This is a genomic window from Bradyrhizobium sp. Ken01, from assembly GCF_055807355.1.
Map to the genome: position 1 here is coordinate 122,582 of NZ_JBVVPC010000006.1, position 15,150 is coordinate 137,731.

Below are 15,150 nucleotides of genomic sequence, written 5' to 3' on the forward strand. Positions count from 1 at the left end.
CGTTCTCACGCGATGGCGGGAGCCGTCAGCTCGTCGAGCTTCCGCTTGAGCACGGTGCCGTCGGACAACGCGCGGAGCGGCGGCCGCACGCGCAGCCAGCTCACATCGCCCCTCTGTGCAGCGAGGATGGCTTTCAGCGTCGTGAGGAAGGATGGTGATTTCACCACGATGTCCACGGCAGCCTGCATCCGTGCCTCGACATCCTTGCCGTCGATCATTGCCTTGACCAGCTCCGGCGCGATGTTGGCCATGCCGCAGATGGTGCCGGCACCCCCGGCGGCGATCGCGCGGGTGATGTCAACCTCGTTGCCGACGGTGATGGCGAGCTCGGGCGCGGCGGCACGGAATGCCTGGAACTGCTTGAAGTCGCCGCTGGAGTCTTTCAGACCTGCAACGACCTTGCCGTAGCGCTTGCGCAAATTCGCGGCGACGCCGGTCGGGATCGCGACACCCGAGATCTGCGGGATATGATAGAGGTAGGCACGCAGGCGATCGTCGGCGACGCCGTCGAGGATCGCCGCAAAGGCATCCTCGATGCCTTCAGCGGTGACGCTGCGGTCGAAGTAAGGCGGCAGATACAGCACGTGACGGAGGCCGAGGCCGAGCACGGCGCGCGTCAATGCGATGCTGTCGCTGATCGCGGGGAAGCCGCCGCCGATTCCAATTCGGTCCGGCGCGACGCCGGCCTTGAGCACGGCCTCGATGGTCGCGACCCGTTCGGTGACATTGAAGGAGGTGCCCTCGCCGGTGGTGCCGAACAGCACGACACCGTCGACGCCCTTGCCAAAGAGTTGCTTGGCGTGGGCCGCGAGCTTTGCGGAGTCCACGCTGCCGTCCGTCGTCAGCGGCGTCGCCGACGCCACCCAGAACCCGCGAATTGCCTCCGTCATCACACCATCCGTTGCTGTGGCTTCGGACCACGCCTCTGATCTCGAAAGATCTGAGGAAGGCTTCCCGAACGCTGTTTTTGCTTTACTTTCCACCTTGTACCTTACATACAACAAAGGCGCAAATCCTTTCCCCCGTCATGGCGCGCATGACACGCAGCCAGATTCCGAGGAGGTCTCGCATGAACATGGTGACCCCCGTCGAGCGGCCCACCCAGTTGCTTGGCGCGTTGCGCGACAAGCTCGGCGCGGCTGCTGTGCTTGTCGGCACCGACGTGCCCGCGCGCAATTGCAACGACTGGAGCGCGAGCCTGCCGCAAACGCCGCTCGCGGTGATCCGCCCGGTCGACGCGCAAGGCGTTGCGGATGCGATTCGGACTTGCGGGCAGGCGCATCTGCCGTTCGTGCCGCAGGGCGGATTGACCGGGCTGTGCCGCGGCGCATCGCCTGAGGCAGGCTGGGTCGCGATCTCGCTGGAGCGCATGAGCGGCATCGAGGAGATCGATCACGCCTCGATGACGATGACGGTGAAGGCAGGCACGCCGCTACAGACGATCCAGCAGGCGGCCGACGAAGCCGGCTTCTTCTTTCCCCTCGACCTCGGCTCGCGCGGCTCCTGCGCGATCGGCGGCAATCTCTCGACCAATGCCGGCGGCAACCGCGTGATCCGCTACGGCATGACTCGCGAGTTGGTGCTCGGGCTCGAAGTCGTGCTGCCCGACGGCACCATCATCACCAGCCTCAACAAGCTGATGAAGAACAATGCCGGCTACGATCTGAAGCATCTGTTCATCGGCTCGGAAGGCACGCTCGGCATCATCACCCGCGTGGTGCTGCGGCTGTTTCCAAAACCGCGCTCGACCATGGCCGCGCTCTGCGCGCTCGAGGACTATGCCGCGGTGATCGCGCTGCTCGGCGCCGCGCGAAGCGGGCTCGGCCCGCTGCTGTCGGCGTTCGAGGTGATGTGGCCGGATTACTGGGACGTGATCACGACTCGCGCCGGCGTCAAGCCGCCGGTCGCCGCAGGCCACGGCCTCTACGTGCTGGTCGAAGCCCAAGGCACCGACGAGAGCCTCGACGCGCCGCGCTTCCAAAGCTGGCTCGAAGAGCTGATGGAGCGCGGACTGCTCGCCGACGCCGCCGTGGCGCAATCGCTGGCGCAGACGCAAGGCTTCTGGCGCGTGCGCGACATCTGCGCCGAGTTCGGCCAGGTGCTGGGGCCGCACATCTCTTACGACATCGGCCTCGCCGTGGCGCGGATGGACGAGTTCGTCACGCGCTGCAAGGCGGCGCTGGCCGACGGCATCGAGGCCTGCGAGAGCGTCTATTACGGCCATATCGGCGACGGCAATCTGCATCTCGTCTCCTGGGTGACCGGGCTTGCCGTCGAGCAGCAGCCGAAGGAAGCGATGGACGCCATCATCTACGGTCTCGTGCGCGAGATGGGCGGCAGCGTCTCCGCCGAGCACGGCATCGGCACGCTGAAGAAGAAGTGGCTCGGTCATGCCCGCAGCGAGGCCGAGATCGCACTGATGCGGACGCTGAAGGCCGCGCTCGACCCCGATCATCTGCTCAACCCCGGCAAGGTGATCTGAGGGCAACCATGCGATCGCTGAAGCTCGATGCACCGAAATCGCTGTCGCAGCGGGTGATGCAGCGGCTTCGTCAAGCCATCATCGACGGCGAGTTCGCGCTCGGCGCCGCCATTTCCGAGGAGATGGTGGCAACCTCCTTCGGCGTGAGCCGCACCCCGGTGCGTGAGGCGATGGGCCAGCTGCAGGCCCAGGGCCTCGTCGTGATCCGGCCGCAGGTCGGCAGTTTTGTCTTTACGCCAAGCGCGGAAGACATCACTTCGCTTTGCACATTCAGGATCGCGCTCGAGCCCAAGGCAGCCGAGCTCGCCTTCCACCACGATCGCACCGGTGCGATCACGACGATGAGCGAGGCGATCGCGGCGATGGAGCCGGCGATCGCAGCCAGGGACAATATCGCCTATGGCCGCGCCGATGCCGCTTTCCACGAGGCGCTGTTCAGCCATTGCGGCAACCGCTATCTCGCCGAATCCTATCAGCTCGCCTCCAGCCGCGTCGCAGCACTGCGTACCAATTTGACTTCGCCGATCGACGTGCGCACGCGCACGTCTTTCGACGAGCATCGCAAGCTGCTCGATCTGTTCGCCCGCGGCGAGTTCGCCGCCTTCGCGACGCTGATGACCACGCACATCACCAATTCGGGCGTGGTCTACGCAAAAGCGCTGCAGGTCGTTTGAGCGCTGCTACCGCGCGCCTTTCGTGCCGGGCCTGTCCAAAAAATCCAGGGCGGTGTTGATCTGTTCGAGCTGGTGTTCGATTTTGTCGCGGTCCTCGACCGTGGGCGCCTTCTCCAGCTGCTCAACCAGCTTCTGCTTTCGGAGCAGCAAGTTCTCTATAACTGTACTCACGGCTCCCCCATCCGCCCGAGGCGAACATCGAGGCAATATTAGACCCCGGAGGCGAGCGCGCGCCAGCCGCGCCCGGCGCAACCCTGCATCAGAATGTTCGCGAGGGCAGTTGGTTCCTGCGTGTGACCCGAGAAGGTGCAGACAGCTGATGGCGGCGCCCGCGAACGGTTAACGCGGTCGCACGCCCGGGCTGCCGGCCGCGGAACCGGATCTTTCGCGTGCCCGTCGGTTGTATTCGCCGTCCCGGAGTCCTATGCGTATGCGCCATGGACATCCAGATCATCGCCGCCGAAAAACCCCTGATGGCGCAGGCGCGCCCGCGCAAGCCGGCGCCGTTCCTCCCGATGAGCCGCGCCGAGATGGACGCGCTCGGCTGGGACGCCTGCGACATCGTTCTGGTGACGGGCGATGCCTATGTCGACCATCCCAGCTTCGGCATGGCCATCATTGGCCGCCTGCTGGAGGCGCAGGGCTTTCGCGTCGGCATCATCTCGCAGCCGGACTGGCATTCGGCCGAGCCGTTCAAGGCGCTCGGCAAGCCCAAGGTGTTCTTCGGCGTCACCGGCGGCAACATGGATTCGATGGTGAACCGCTACACCGCGGACCGCCGCATACGCAGCGACGATGCCTATACCGCGGGCGGCGAAGGCGGCAAGCGGCCGGACCGCTGCACCGTCGTTTACGCGCAACGTTGCCGCGAGGCGTTCAAGGGCGTCCCGGTCGTGCTCGGCGGCATCGAGGCCTCGCTGCGCCGGATCGCGCATTACGATTACTGGTCCGACAAGGTGCGCCGCTCGGTGCTGGCCGACGCCAAGGCAGACCTCTTGCTTTACGGCAATGCCGAGCGCGCCGTCGTCGAAGTGGCCAACCGTCTTGCCGCCGGCGAGGCGCCGCGCGAGCTCGACGACATCAGGGGCGTCGCGCTGTTCCGCCGCGTGCCTGAGGACTACGTCGAACTGCACGCCGACGATCTCGATTCCGCCGACGAAGGCGCTTCGCGGACGAAAGGCTTGACCGTGATCCGGCTGCCCGCTTTGGAGCAGGTCGAGCAGGACAAGGAAGCCTATGCGCGCGCCTCACGCGTGCTGCATCGTGAGAGCAATCCCGGCAATGCGCGGCCGCTGGTGCAGCGTCACGGCGACCGCGACCTCTGGCTCAACCCGCCGCCGATCCCGCTGACCAGCGAGGAGATGGACGCGGTCTACGATCTTCCCTATGCGCGCGCGCCGCATCCGTCCTACGGCGACGCGAAGATCCCGGCGTGGGACATGATCAAATTCTCGGTGACGATCATGCGCGGCTGCTTTGGCGGCTGCACCTTCTGCTCGATCACCGAGCACGAGGGCCGCATCATCCAGAACCGCTCCGAGGGCTCGATCCTGCGCGAGATCGAGAAGATCCGCGACAAGACGCCCGGCTTCACCGGCGTGATCTCCGACATCGGCGGTCCCACGGCCAACATGTACCGGATGGCCTGCAAGGACCCGAAAGTCGAGGCAGCGTGCCGGCGGCCGTCCTGCGTCTTCCCCGAGATCTGCCCGAACCTCAACACCTCGCATGACGATCTGATCCGGCTCTATCGCAAGGTGCGCGAGACCAAGGGCATCAAGAAGGTGATGGTGGCCTCCGGCGTGCGCTACGACCTCGCGGTCGAGAGCCCCGAATACATCAAGGAGCTCGTCACCCATCACGTCGGCGGCTATTTGAAGATCGCGCCCGAACATACCGAGCGCGGGCCGCTCGACAAGATGATGAAGCCCGGCATCGGCGCCTACAACCAGTTCAAGCGGATGTTCGATGCCGCGGCCGAACAGGCCGGCAAGAAATATTATCTGATCCCGTATTTCATCGCGGCGCATCCGGGCACGACCGACGAGGACATGATGAACCTCGCGCTGTGGCTGAAGAAGAACCGCTACCGCGCGGATCAGGTGCAGACCTTCCTGCCCTCGCCGATGGCGACCGCAACGGCGATGTACCACACCGGCGTCAATCCGCTGCGCGGCGTGCGGCGCGGCGGCAGCGACAAGGTCGAGGCGATCAAGGGCCTGCGACAGCGCCGCCTGCACAAGGCGTTCCTGCGCTACCACGACCCCGACAATTGGCCGGTGCTGCGTGAAGCCCTGAAAGAGATGGGCCGCGCCGATCTGATCGGCTCGCGCCCCGACCAGCTGGTCCCCGCGCACCAGCCGCCCGGCACCGGCAAGGCCGCCGGCACGCGGCGGCCGGTTCGTCCCGGCGACAAGACGCAGCGGTTCACGACCAAGAATCTGCGGGTGATGAAGTAGCGGGCGAGCCGGATCAGGTCCGGTTCATTCTCGCACCGTCGTGCCCTCAAAACAAAAACCTCGAAAACAACCCCATGCACAGTAGCCGGCATGAGCGGGATCAATGGGTTAGGCGCGTTGCTGAGACGTTGATCCGTCCGGACAAAAAGTCATTGCTCCGTCGGGCAAAACAGGAGCAGGATGCCATCATCGGACGCATTGGCCATTGCACGGTGGATCAAGCCCGATCGGCGTGAAACCGCTTGGCTGGTTCTAGGTCGTTTTGTCGGGCTTCGGTTTTCGCAGGTCTAGCTGCGGGCTTCTTGCCCGTGGTTTGCAGACCATGAGCCTATGGCCGCCAACATCGCCTGACAGGGGAAGCAACCCGAGCGATTTGCCTGTGGCGCCCCCGTCGAACGTATGAAACTCAGTTACTCGGTTGAGTATGCCCGTTGCTAAATGGATGGCATCAGGAACCCCAAGCGTCTTGCCCCCAAATTGCGCCGTCCGTTGCATATAATAGTCGCGGAGATCGTGCGCCAACCTCGCGATCTTGATGTCCATGCCAACGCGAATAACACGCTTCATGAGCCCCTCTAGGAGGCTCTTCATGCCAGCAGGGAGCCGACTCTCCAGCACTTCGGTAGTTGTGAGAACCGAGGTGATAATTTTAGCTTCCCGCCGCTTCGTGCGTTCGATGACTTCTCGAACACCATCCATATCACCAGTCGGGCGTTCTTCATCCTTGATCCAAGCCAAAAACAGGCACGAGTCCCAGTAGTAGACCGGTTCAGTACCAGCCATCGCGAAGCTCCCGAATGAAAGCTTCGCTACTCAACTCGCCGGTGGCATCTGGAGCCATGCCACGCACGTCGTCCCAATCCGGCAATTCAGACTCAGGCGGGAACGGTTCAATCTGAGTTACCTGTACCTGGTGTGGAAACGTGGCACCGCTCCGATAATGCAGCGTACCGTACACCTCGACCTTGCGTCCGACCGCAGAGACAGCGTCGTCGTACAAAGCCGGCGAGAAATGGCAGGTGACTTTGCGTGGTCCGACCTCAGGATAGACATAAAAAACGTTCGCGCCGTCGTGCAAATTTATCTGCTCTAACATGCCTTCAATCGCACCGATACATTCCTCGTCGACCGCCAGAGCAGTATCGACCTTGGAAGCAATCTTTGGCGTCAGATCCAGACGGTGATCGTTGAAGAGAAGCGTGACGTTGGCGACGGACTTCCCCACGGGCTTGGCGAGACCGCGAATATCCTCGAGTAAGTCAGCATCCAACCCGGAAAGATCATCGCCATTTTCGAGCGCATGACTTACGCGGCGCAATCTCTCAACGATGGTGTGGCCAACATATGGGAGCTTAGGAAGCGCTTGCGGCTCTAGGACAACCCGCACGGGGCTTTTGTAGGAAAGTTCCGCGATCTTATAGACGGTGGCCTGCTTTCCGTCGTTGGCTTCGCGGTCCAGTTTCGTGATGGTCGCATTCAGCTTTTGAAGCTGATTCATGAACGCGCCAAGGCGCACCTGCCCGTTGTCCTCGGGCAAGCCCTCAATGATTAAAGTGATCCGGTCATCTTCAGCCATCAACCGCACCACAATGGGTAAGGGTTCGAAGGAGATTACCCGACGAATGAAGCCTGGTACACAAGCCTTTTGCCAGCCATGAAAGCGAAGAGCACGCGCCGAAATCGGTTGACCTGAATGCAGTTATGTAACATATAAAGTTACATGAAAAGAGACAGTCGATTATCCGGCGTGCTTCACGTTCTGCTGCACATGGCACAGCACCCTGGTCCGTTCACGTCCGAGACCCTGGCAAAGGCCATGGATACGAACCCGGTGGTGATCCGGAGGATCATGGCCGGCCTTCGGGACCTCGGTTACGTCCGCTCCGAAAGAGGCCACGGCGGCGGCTGGACGCTGGCTTGCGACCTCACGAAGGTGACGCTGCGCGACGTCTACACCGCGCTCGGCAGTCCCTCGCTTCTGGCGATCGGCAACCGCACGGAGGCGCCGGGCTGCCTCGTCGAGCAGTCCGTCAATGCCGCCCTCGATCAGGCCTTTGGGGATGCGCAGGCGCTGCTGCTGTCGCGCCTTGGCGAGGTGACGCTGGCGATGCTGGGCGATGATCTGCGCAAACGCCTCGGCTCCCGAAAGCTTCAGGGCATGAGCGCGCATGGCGCGTGATTGGCCCATTCAGCAAGGACGACATCATGGCCGACGTTCAGAACATGTTCTCCGATCCGCAAGCGGTGGCAAGATACACCGAAGGACCGCCACGGTTCGTCCCCGGCTACAATGCCATGCTGTCCATGGCGGCGATCCTTCTGGCCGAGCGCGCGCGTGACGATGCCAAGATCCTCGTCCTCGGAGCCGGCGGCGGCCTGGAGTTGAAGGCCTTTGCGCAAGCGCATCGAGGCTGGAGCTTCGATGGCGTCGATCCGTCCGCGGCCATGCTGGGGCTTGCGCGGCAAACCCTGGGATCGTTCGCGCCACGCGCGCGTCTTCATCAGGGCTACATCGACGATGCTCCGGAAGGCCCGTTCGACGGCGCTACCTGCCTGTTGACCCTGCACTTCGTCGATGTCGAGGAGCGACGCCGCATCGCCTCGGAGATCCGCCGCCGGCTCAAGCCGCGCGCGCCTTTCGTGGTCGCGCATTTGAGCGCGCCCGATGGCGAAGAGGAACGCCCGCTGTGGCTCTCGCGGTACTCCGCGTACCTCGCCGCGTCCGGCGTCGAGCCGGACCGGGCGGCGGCCGCGCGGAACGCAGTCACCAACCATCTGGAAATTCTCGCGCCCGCGCATGACGAAGCGATTTTGCGGCAGGCCGGCTTCTCCGACCCGACGCTGTTCTATACCGGCTTCACTTTCCGAGGCTGGGTCGCGTACGCCTGAGGCGCCACGGCTTCGTCAACACGGCCGGCGTCAATGCGACGCCGGATGCGCCAGGGCGCGTAGTCACAAGCGGTCGAACTGGCGGCCGACTTCAAACTTCCGATCTACCTTGTGAGCCGACATGCAGCGATACCGCGCCAACGGGAGCGATGGGCCAAGCTGCGACATCGGGTCGATGAGCTTCCAGTATGAACGGCAAAAAAGCCCCGCATCATACCGGGCTTTGGAATGCTCAAATGATCAGTGCTTCGCGATGACGGAACCGCGGAACTTGTCGCTCAGATGCCCGGTTCCGAATCTTCACGGTTCCTCAATTAACAAATGACCAGAGCGTTCCACACCCAGATCGGACACGTGTGTCTGGCGCGCTACAGCAAATTCGGTGAGTTGGGTTAAGCGTTTGGCACACGTTGTTTAAACCTGAGAGACTCGAAATGAAAAAGTTCCTTCTCGCTACTGTCGCTTTCGCCGCCCTGGCGGGTACAGCATCGGCAGCTGATATGGCCGCGCGTCCTTACACCAAAGCCCCACCGATGGCGGCCTCGCCGATTTACAACTGGACCGGCTTTTACATCGGCGGTCACGTCGGCGGCGCATTCGGCGGCAGCAACAACATTCTGGCCCCCGGCTTCACCGGCACCAGCAGCAACGATGGCGTGTTCATGGGCGGCGTGCAGGTCGGTTACGACCATCAGTTCTCGCCGAACTGGGTGCTGGGCATTGAAGCGAACTACAGCTTCCTCGACACCAATAACAATCCGTTCGTCAACCGTGGGCTCGGTTCCGTCGCCGGTCGCCTCGGCTACACCTGGGGTCCGGCGCTGCTGTACGTCAAAGGCGGTTATGCCTGGGCTGACTCCCGCCTTACGAACGGTTTCGGCGGCGGCACCTTTACCAACAACGGCGGCGGCCGCGACGGCTACACCGTGGGCGGTGGTCTCGAATACATGTTCGCCCAGAACTGGTCGGGCAAGGTCGAATATCAGTACTACGACTTCGGCACGCGCAACGCTCTCTTCACCAGCGCCGCTGGTGTTGTTACCGCCGTCGGCTTCCGCAATGACGAGCACACCATCAAGGCCGGCCTGAACTACCGGTTCAATTGGGGCGCCGCGTCGGCTTCTCGTTACTGACGGTTTACATAAGATACTTGAAGGGCCAGCCCTACGGCTGGCCCTTTCTCATAGGCCGGAATGGCTGGCGCGCGTTGGCGCCTTGCGTTTTGCCAAGCTCTCCAGAAACTACTTGAGGTCAGCTGATGATCGGACCTCCACGCCTGTGACGGAAGATTACCGAGCCCGAACAAGGTGTGGCCTCTGCTGAGAGGCGACCAAAATACCTTCAGTTGCTCACGACAGCAACACGGGGCAATGCGCTGAATTTCAGCTCCGGGTCAAAAAGGCGCGCTTGCAGCTTTGTCCGTTTAGGTGTGCTTCCCCCGGGGCGGCACCACCTACGAGCACACGCCTTCCATCTTTGCCATCTTTCCTCCGGCCGAGGTGTCGCAAACTCTGCCCGTCATCCATATGTTGCCCCCATGAAAGAAATCGGTTTCCTCTCCTTCGGGCACTGGACGCCCTCGCCGCAATCGCAGACCCGCTCGGCCGCGGACACGCTGCTGCAATCCATCGAGCTTGCGGTTGCGGCGGAAGAGCTCGGCGCTGACGGCGCCTATTTCCGGGTGCACCATTTCGCGCGCCAGCTCGCCTCGCCCTTTCCGCTGCTCGCCGCGGTCGGCGCCAGGACCAGCAAGATCGAGATCGGCACGGCCGTGATCGACATGCGCTACGAGAATCCGCTGTACATGGCGGAGGACGCAGGCTCTGCCGATCTCATCGCCGGCGGGCGCCTCCAGCTCGGCATCAGCCGCGGCTCGCCCGAGCAGGTGATCGACGGCTGGCGTTATTTCGGCTACCAGCCGGCCGAGGGCGAGAGCGACGCCGACATGGGGCGGCGTCATGCCGAGGTCTTTCTCGACATCTTGCGCGGCGAAGGTTTTGCAAAGCCCAACCCGCAGCCGATGTTTCCAAATCCGCCGGGGCTGTTGCGGCTCGAACCGCATGCGGAAGGCCTGCGCGAACGGATCTGGTGGGGTGCCGGCTCGAATGCGACGGCGGTCTGGGCCGCCAAGCACGGCATGAATCTCCAGAGCTCGACGCTGAAGAACGACGAGACCGGCGAGGCCTTCCATGTGCAGCAAGCCGCGCAGATCCGCACCTATCGCGCAGCCTGGAAAGAGGCCGGCCACCCCCGCGAGCCCCGCGTCTCCGTCAGCCGCAGCATCTTCGCGCTGATCGACGATCGCGACCGCGCCTATTTCGGTGGCGAGCGCGGCAGCGAGGACCAGGTCGGCTTCATCGACCCGCGCACCCGCGCGATCTTCGGCCGCTCATATGCCGCGGAGCCGGATGTGCTGATCGAACAGCTCAAGCAGGACGAAGCGATCGCCGAGGCCGACACGTTGCTGTTGACGATCCCGAACCAGCTCGGTGTCGACTATTGCGCGCACGCGATCGAGGCGATCCTCACGCACGTGGCGCCGGCGCTGGGGTGGCGCTGAGGCGAACCCTCGACTTGGCGAAGCGCGCGCTCTCAAAACAAAGCGGCGCTGGCAGCCTGTCCGTAGATCATTGCGGCCACGAGAGAGAGCAGCAAACCCGCGCCGGAAAAGATCGCGAGGACTTTCAGAGTTTCGACGTCGACGTTGGTTCTCGTCGCGCGGGATATCGCCTTTGCCAGTGCAGCCATCATCGCCAGCTCCGAACAGGCCACGCGGAAGGCGCCGCCTGTTCCATCTAGCGTCATTAGGGGCATTTGCGTGTGAAGCAGATTACAGGTGATCTTGCGTGCCGCACCTCGCGGCAGCGATGCGCGAAGAAGATTCAACCGGATCGTCTCACTTGGCGCCAAGGATGCCGCCGGCAAACAAGCGCCGGATCCGGCCATCAAATCCCGCCCGGAAGCTCGACGCCCGCTTCCGTCAGGTCCCGGAGGAATTTCCGCACCAGGAGCATGTTGGTTCGCTGCAGCTCGTGATTATTGCCGAACTTGAACTGGTTAGCCTCAGTTACGATCAGTCCCTGGTCGGTCTCACGGAAAATGCCTTGCTTCTTCAAGCGATCGGCGCGCCGCCGGACGGTTTCGATCGGCAGGCCGAAAAAGCGGGACAGGGCGGCACGGGAAACGCCCTGCTTGATCTTGTCCGGCTCGACCGCCTGGATACTGCCAAATTGCCGGTCCAGTTCGGGGTTCTTCATGATCTTGAGAACGTTGGCGTTCAAGACCGCATGAATGATCATCAAGTCCAGCGGATCGAAATCGTAGTGGCGGAACATTTCGCTGGCCGCGCACAGCATGTAGGCCAACGAGTGCCGAGAGACGGTTCGGATCAAATCCGACGCGATGTCCTCGCCTTCAGTCGTACCAACCATCACCAGTCCCGTTTCTACGGTTTTCCGGTCCGACGCCACAAGCCCGTTGCAAGCCGGTTGTCCGTATCCGTGGCGGAGGGCGTGAGGCAGGATCGGTCTGTTGTTTACCCCAATATGGGTATGGTCGCGGTTCCATCGGGTCAATAGCTGGCTTGTCGGCAATATCATTTTCACCGATACGGGATTGAATTGCCCGGCGCGCAATTGGCGCGTGCCAACGTTGGTCGTGGGCCAAATGACTTTTATCATCGAAGCTATAAAAGACGACTGCCGCACCGTGGATTTCCGTGACAGCGCGATCGTTGCGGTGATCCTGGCCCGCAAGCACGCGGTGAATGGTTTTGCGGTGTCGATAACGGCTCCGGACGGGCAGCTTTTTTCCGCCGATCAGTTCAACCGTTTGCTGACGAGCAAGGGGCTTGGTTCGGATCCGGCGGCGCAGGAAGTTGGGCGGCGCTAAGCGAGTTTGGTCACGGCACGCGGAATCCTGGAAGCAGTGCAGCGAGTTGTACTCGCCAATCGCGTACGCCGCTGGGGATGAAACCGAACCGGTCGGGTGGGGAAATCGGCGCTGATCGCGTATTCCGAAATGGCGCGCCGCGGCCGATGAAGATGGGCACTATCGGTTCGCCCTGACGCTATGATGCTGTATCCAAAATCACGTCAGAACCCGAAGAGATGTGATCGCGTGTGATGTAGCGCGCTCACGCGATGGAATCACTAGACCAATAACTTCATGACGGCATCGCTGAGGTCGCCCCTCAGATCAGCCGGTTGTGCGATGAGGCCCGTGACGTATGCGCCGTTGATGATCAGCGCTATTTGTGACGCGGTGCGGCTGGGATCACCGACGCCAAGTTTGCCAAGCACGGCCGCGAGCCTCGTCCGCATTTCCTTCTTGTTGCGCCGGGCGATGACCCGGCCCGGATGGTTGTCGTCAGGAAATTCCGTCGCCAGGTTGAGGAACGGACAACCGCGATAGGCGGGGTGCGCGATCCGCTTTGCGATACCGGAAAGCAAAGCCTCGAGAATAGCGCGTGGATCACCCGCGTGCTGGTCTTCCACACGATCCCACCACACCCAGAACAACCGATCCTGTTCGGCGGCGAAGGCAGCAATCAAAGCGTCCTTCGATTCAAAAAGGCGATAGAGACTCGTCTTCGAGACACCGGATCGCTCGACGACCGTGTCTACGCCGATGGCGCGGATGCCTTCGCGGTAAAACAATTCGCTTGCCGTCGCAAGAATACGCTCGCGGGCGCTCACTTCGCCCTTTGGCGGGGCGCCCCGCCGGGGTCGGGTTACTGTCTCCATATCCGCTTGCTCTCGCCTTGACGACTTATCGTTTGACAATGTTACAGACCTGTCCGTAATATAAAAGTTACTAACAGGTCTGTAACTTTAATGGAGAATATCGATGCGTGCGATCCAGGCGGAAACGTTCTCCGGCTATGGCGGGCTGCGGCAGATCGAATTGCTCAAACCGAAACCGGCAAAGGACAGGTTGCTGGTTCGCATCACGGCCGCCGGCGTCACGCCGCTTGATCACACAATTCTGTCGGGTGGGCTGCCCCGGGCGAAGGCGCCGTTGGTGCTCGGCAATGAAGGCGTCGGCGTGATCGAGGATGCCGGCGACTCCGGTTTTGCGGTGGGAAGTCGCGTGATGTTCGCCGGTCCCTATGGCGTTCGCGAAAACGGCGCATGGCAAGAATGGCTGCTGGTGAGCCCCAAAGATGCAGCGCTCGTGCCCGACGCGATCGACAATGTCGTCGCGGCCAGCCTCCCGGTGGCCTATCTGACGGCGCAGATCACGCTGACGCTCGCAGGGTTCAAACCGGGCAAATCGGTGCTGGCTCCGGCAATCGGTGGGTCGGTGGGCAACGCGACCTATCAGCTCGCGCGGGCACAGGGCGCCGGCAAGGTGATTTCAACGGCCGGCAGCGCTGCGAAAGCCGCCAGAGCACGCGAGCTTGGTTTCGAAGACGTGATCGACCTTTCCGCGGAAGATCTTGCCAACGGCGTGCGCCGGATAACGGACGGCAAGGGCGTCGACATCGTTATCGATGGCATCGGCGGCACCGTGACCAGTGAGGCGCTGAGCACCCTCACATTCGGCGGTGTCCTGATTACGCTGGGCTATTCCGCCGGACGCAAGACCACGATCGATGTGACAGACCTGATCTGGAAAGGCGCGCGTATGAGCGGTTTCTCTTTGTTCGCCCAGTCTCCGCTCGACGTTGCCGCGGCATGGCGGGACATCATTCCGTTGATCGTGGGCGGGTCAGTCAAACCTGTCGTCGAGCGGGTCTATCTCCTCGGTGAAGCGGGCGAAGCCCTGCGCCATCTGATCGAGGATCGACCGTTTGGCAAAGTCGTCCTCGCTGGATGATCGACATGCCGACGCTATCCGCACAGCTCCCGCGCGAGCGCACAATTCGCTGGGACGATCCGCAAGCCTTGGCCGCAGCAGGTCAGACGATGAGCGGGCGAGATTTCCTCGAAGCTATGCTTCGAGGCGACGTTCCGCTCCCGCCGATCTGCCGTCTGGTCGATTTCAGTATCGACCGAGTTGGGGATGGCAGCGTTGAAATGGTTCTGAAGCCGCAAGAGTCGCAATACAATCCGATCGGCTCAGTCCATGGCGGCATAATCGCCACGGTTCTCGACTCGGTAATGGGCTGCGCCGTCCACACCAAGCTTCCTTTCGGACGGGCGTACACGACGCTGGAAATCAAGGTGAATTACCTCCGGGGCGTCAAGCGCGAGTCCGGACCAATGAAGGCGGTCGGGCGCGTCATCCATCTGGGCCGCCAGACAGCGATGGCGGAAGCGAGCTTGTCGGATGCGAGTGGCAGGCTTTTCGCCCAGGCGAGCACGACCTGCCTGATCTTCGAGGTGGTACCGCATAGAGAACCGTGACGTCGCATGATCGCTGCCGCCCTGAAAGATCGATTGCTGCGAGCTAATGACTGCGACTTCATCACAGCGCCAAACCAGACCAAATCAGAGCTATAGAGCTGCTCAAACAGCGCGCGAGCTGTTGGAAAATGGCGGAGATCAAGATGCGTTTGGGTCGAACGGTAGCCGCAGGCTGTCCATATCGTGCTTTGGCGTAAATGGCGCGCCCGGAACGATTCGAACGTCCGACCCTCAGATTCGTAGTTTTAGCCAGGCGGCAAATCCTGGTTATGGGTCGTTAAGCGAGATCGCGCCGG

General features: G+C 62.4%; 17 protein-coding genes. 10 read left to right on the forward strand and 7 right to left on the reverse strand.

All coding sequences use genetic code 11. The features are described from left to right. Positions 1 to 5: 5 nt before the first annotated feature. Entirely contained in the window at positions 6 to 890 is an 885-nt protein-coding gene (locus tag AC0L3S_RS08945) for a dihydrodipicolinate synthase family protein (protein ID WP_473278788.1), read from the reverse strand. Positions 891 to 1,069: 179 nt separating this feature from the next. Here AC0L3S_RS08945 and AC0L3S_RS08950 point away from each other — a divergent pair, with 179 nt between their 5' ends. Both AC0L3S_RS08950 and AC0L3S_RS08955 read left to right on the forward strand, forming a co-directional pair. After that, on the forward strand, positions 1,070 to 2,482 hold the full coding sequence (locus tag AC0L3S_RS08950; protein WP_473278789.1) for an FAD-binding oxidoreductase: 1,413 nt from the start codon (positions 1,070 to 1,072) through the stop codon (positions 2,480 to 2,482). 8 nt (positions 2,483 to 2,490) lie between these two features. Further along, on the forward strand, positions 2,491 to 3,156 hold the full coding sequence (locus AC0L3S_RS08955) for a GntR family transcriptional regulator (protein ID WP_473278791.1): 666 nt from the start codon (positions 2,491 to 2,493) through the stop codon (positions 3,154 to 3,156). Positions 3,157 to 3,162: 6 nt separating this feature from the next. On the opposite strand, the gene AC0L3S_RS08960 is transcribed toward AC0L3S_RS08955, so the two are convergent. Further along, positions 3,163 to 3,327, reverse strand: a complete 165-nt coding sequence (locus AC0L3S_RS08960; protein WP_007597654.1) for a hypothetical protein — start codon at positions 3,325 to 3,327, stop codon at positions 3,163 to 3,165. A gap of 266 nt (positions 3,328 to 3,593) precedes the next feature. Between AC0L3S_RS08960 and AC0L3S_RS08965 the strand changes: the two genes are divergently transcribed. After that, complete coding sequence (locus AC0L3S_RS08965; RefSeq protein WP_473264442.1) at positions 3,594 to 5,615, forward strand: YgiQ family radical SAM protein; 2,022 nt, start codon at positions 3,594 to 3,596, stop codon at positions 5,613 to 5,615. 252 nt (positions 5,616 to 5,867) lie between these two features. Here AC0L3S_RS08965 and AC0L3S_RS08970 read toward each other — a convergent pair whose 3' ends face one another. Both AC0L3S_RS08970 and AC0L3S_RS08975 read right to left on the reverse strand, forming a co-directional pair. Then, entirely contained in the window at positions 5,868 to 6,398 is a 531-nt protein-coding gene (locus tag AC0L3S_RS08970) for a type II toxin-antitoxin system VapC family toxin (protein WP_473278792.1), read from the reverse strand. After that, positions 6,385 to 7,191 (reverse strand): hypothetical protein, encoded by an 807-nt coding sequence (locus AC0L3S_RS08975; RefSeq protein WP_473278793.1) that lies wholly within the window; start codon positions 7,189 to 7,191, stop codon positions 6,385 to 6,387. The genes AC0L3S_RS08970 and AC0L3S_RS08975 overlap by 14 nt, the downstream gene beginning before the upstream one ends. A gap of 144 nt (positions 7,192 to 7,335) precedes the next feature. Between AC0L3S_RS08975 and AC0L3S_RS08980 the strand changes: the two genes are divergently transcribed. The 4 genes from AC0L3S_RS08980 to AC0L3S_RS08995 all read left to right on the forward strand — a co-directional run bounded on the left by AC0L3S_RS08980 (position 7,336) and on the right by AC0L3S_RS08995 (position 11,064). Further along, positions 7,336 to 7,794 (forward strand): Rrf2 family transcriptional regulator, encoded by a 459-nt coding sequence (locus AC0L3S_RS08980; RefSeq protein ID WP_473278795.1) that lies wholly within the window; start codon positions 7,336 to 7,338, stop codon positions 7,792 to 7,794. A 26-nt stretch (positions 7,795 to 7,820) separates the two neighbouring features. Next, positions 7,821 to 8,504 carry a class I SAM-dependent methyltransferase gene (locus AC0L3S_RS08985; protein ID WP_473278796.1) on the forward strand — a complete coding sequence of 228 codons (684 nt, stop codon included), beginning with the start codon at positions 7,821 to 7,823 and terminating at the stop codon, positions 8,502 to 8,504. A 434-nt stretch (positions 8,505 to 8,938) separates the two neighbouring features. Then, entirely contained in the window at positions 8,939 to 9,637 is a 699-nt protein-coding gene (locus tag AC0L3S_RS08990) for an outer membrane protein (protein ID WP_473278798.1), read from the forward strand. 404 nt (positions 9,638 to 10,041) lie between these two features. Then, positions 10,042 to 11,064, forward strand: coding sequence for an LLM class flavin-dependent oxidoreductase (locus tag AC0L3S_RS08995; protein WP_473278800.1), 1,023 nt, complete (start codon positions 10,042 to 10,044; stop codon positions 11,062 to 11,064). A 32-nt stretch (positions 11,065 to 11,096) separates the two neighbouring features. Here AC0L3S_RS08995 and AC0L3S_RS09000 read toward each other — a convergent pair whose 3' ends face one another. Beyond that, positions 11,097 to 11,450: a hypothetical protein gene (locus tag AC0L3S_RS09000; protein ID WP_473278802.1), complete on the reverse strand. Its 354-nt coding sequence runs from the start codon at positions 11,448 to 11,450 to the stop codon at positions 11,097 to 11,099. Beyond that, a complete protein-coding gene (locus tag AC0L3S_RS09005; protein ID WP_106941182.1) occupies positions 11,450 to 11,935 on the reverse strand; it encodes a hypothetical protein in 486 nt (161 codons plus the stop codon). Before AC0L3S_RS09005 ends, AC0L3S_RS09000 begins: the two co-directional genes overlap by 1 nt. 100 nt (positions 11,936 to 12,035) lie before the next feature. Between AC0L3S_RS09005 and AC0L3S_RS09010 the strand changes: the two genes are divergently transcribed. Then, complete coding sequence (locus tag AC0L3S_RS09010) at positions 12,036 to 12,395, forward strand: hypothetical protein (protein WP_473264447.1); 360 nt, start codon at positions 12,036 to 12,038, stop codon at positions 12,393 to 12,395. A gap of 260 nt (positions 12,396 to 12,655) precedes the next feature. Here AC0L3S_RS09010 and AC0L3S_RS09015 read toward each other — a convergent pair whose 3' ends face one another. Beyond that, the gene (locus AC0L3S_RS09015; protein ID WP_473278803.1) at positions 12,656 to 13,201 is read right to left on the reverse strand and encodes a TetR/AcrR family transcriptional regulator; all 546 of its coding nucleotides are present in this window, start codon (positions 13,199 to 13,201) and stop codon (positions 12,656 to 12,658) included. Positions 13,202 to 13,352: 151 nt separating this feature from the next. Between AC0L3S_RS09015 and AC0L3S_RS09020 the strand changes: the two genes are divergently transcribed. Together AC0L3S_RS09020 and AC0L3S_RS09025 are read left to right on the forward strand one after the other, a co-directional pair. Then, entirely contained in the window at positions 13,353 to 14,324 is a 972-nt protein-coding gene (locus tag AC0L3S_RS09020) for a quinone oxidoreductase family protein (protein ID WP_473278805.1), read from the forward strand. 5 nt (positions 14,325 to 14,329) lie between these two features. After that, on the forward strand, positions 14,330 to 14,854 hold the full coding sequence (locus AC0L3S_RS09025) for a PaaI family thioesterase (protein ID WP_473264450.1): 525 nt from the start codon (positions 14,330 to 14,332) through the stop codon (positions 14,852 to 14,854). Positions 14,855 to 15,150 lie beyond the last annotated feature (296 nt).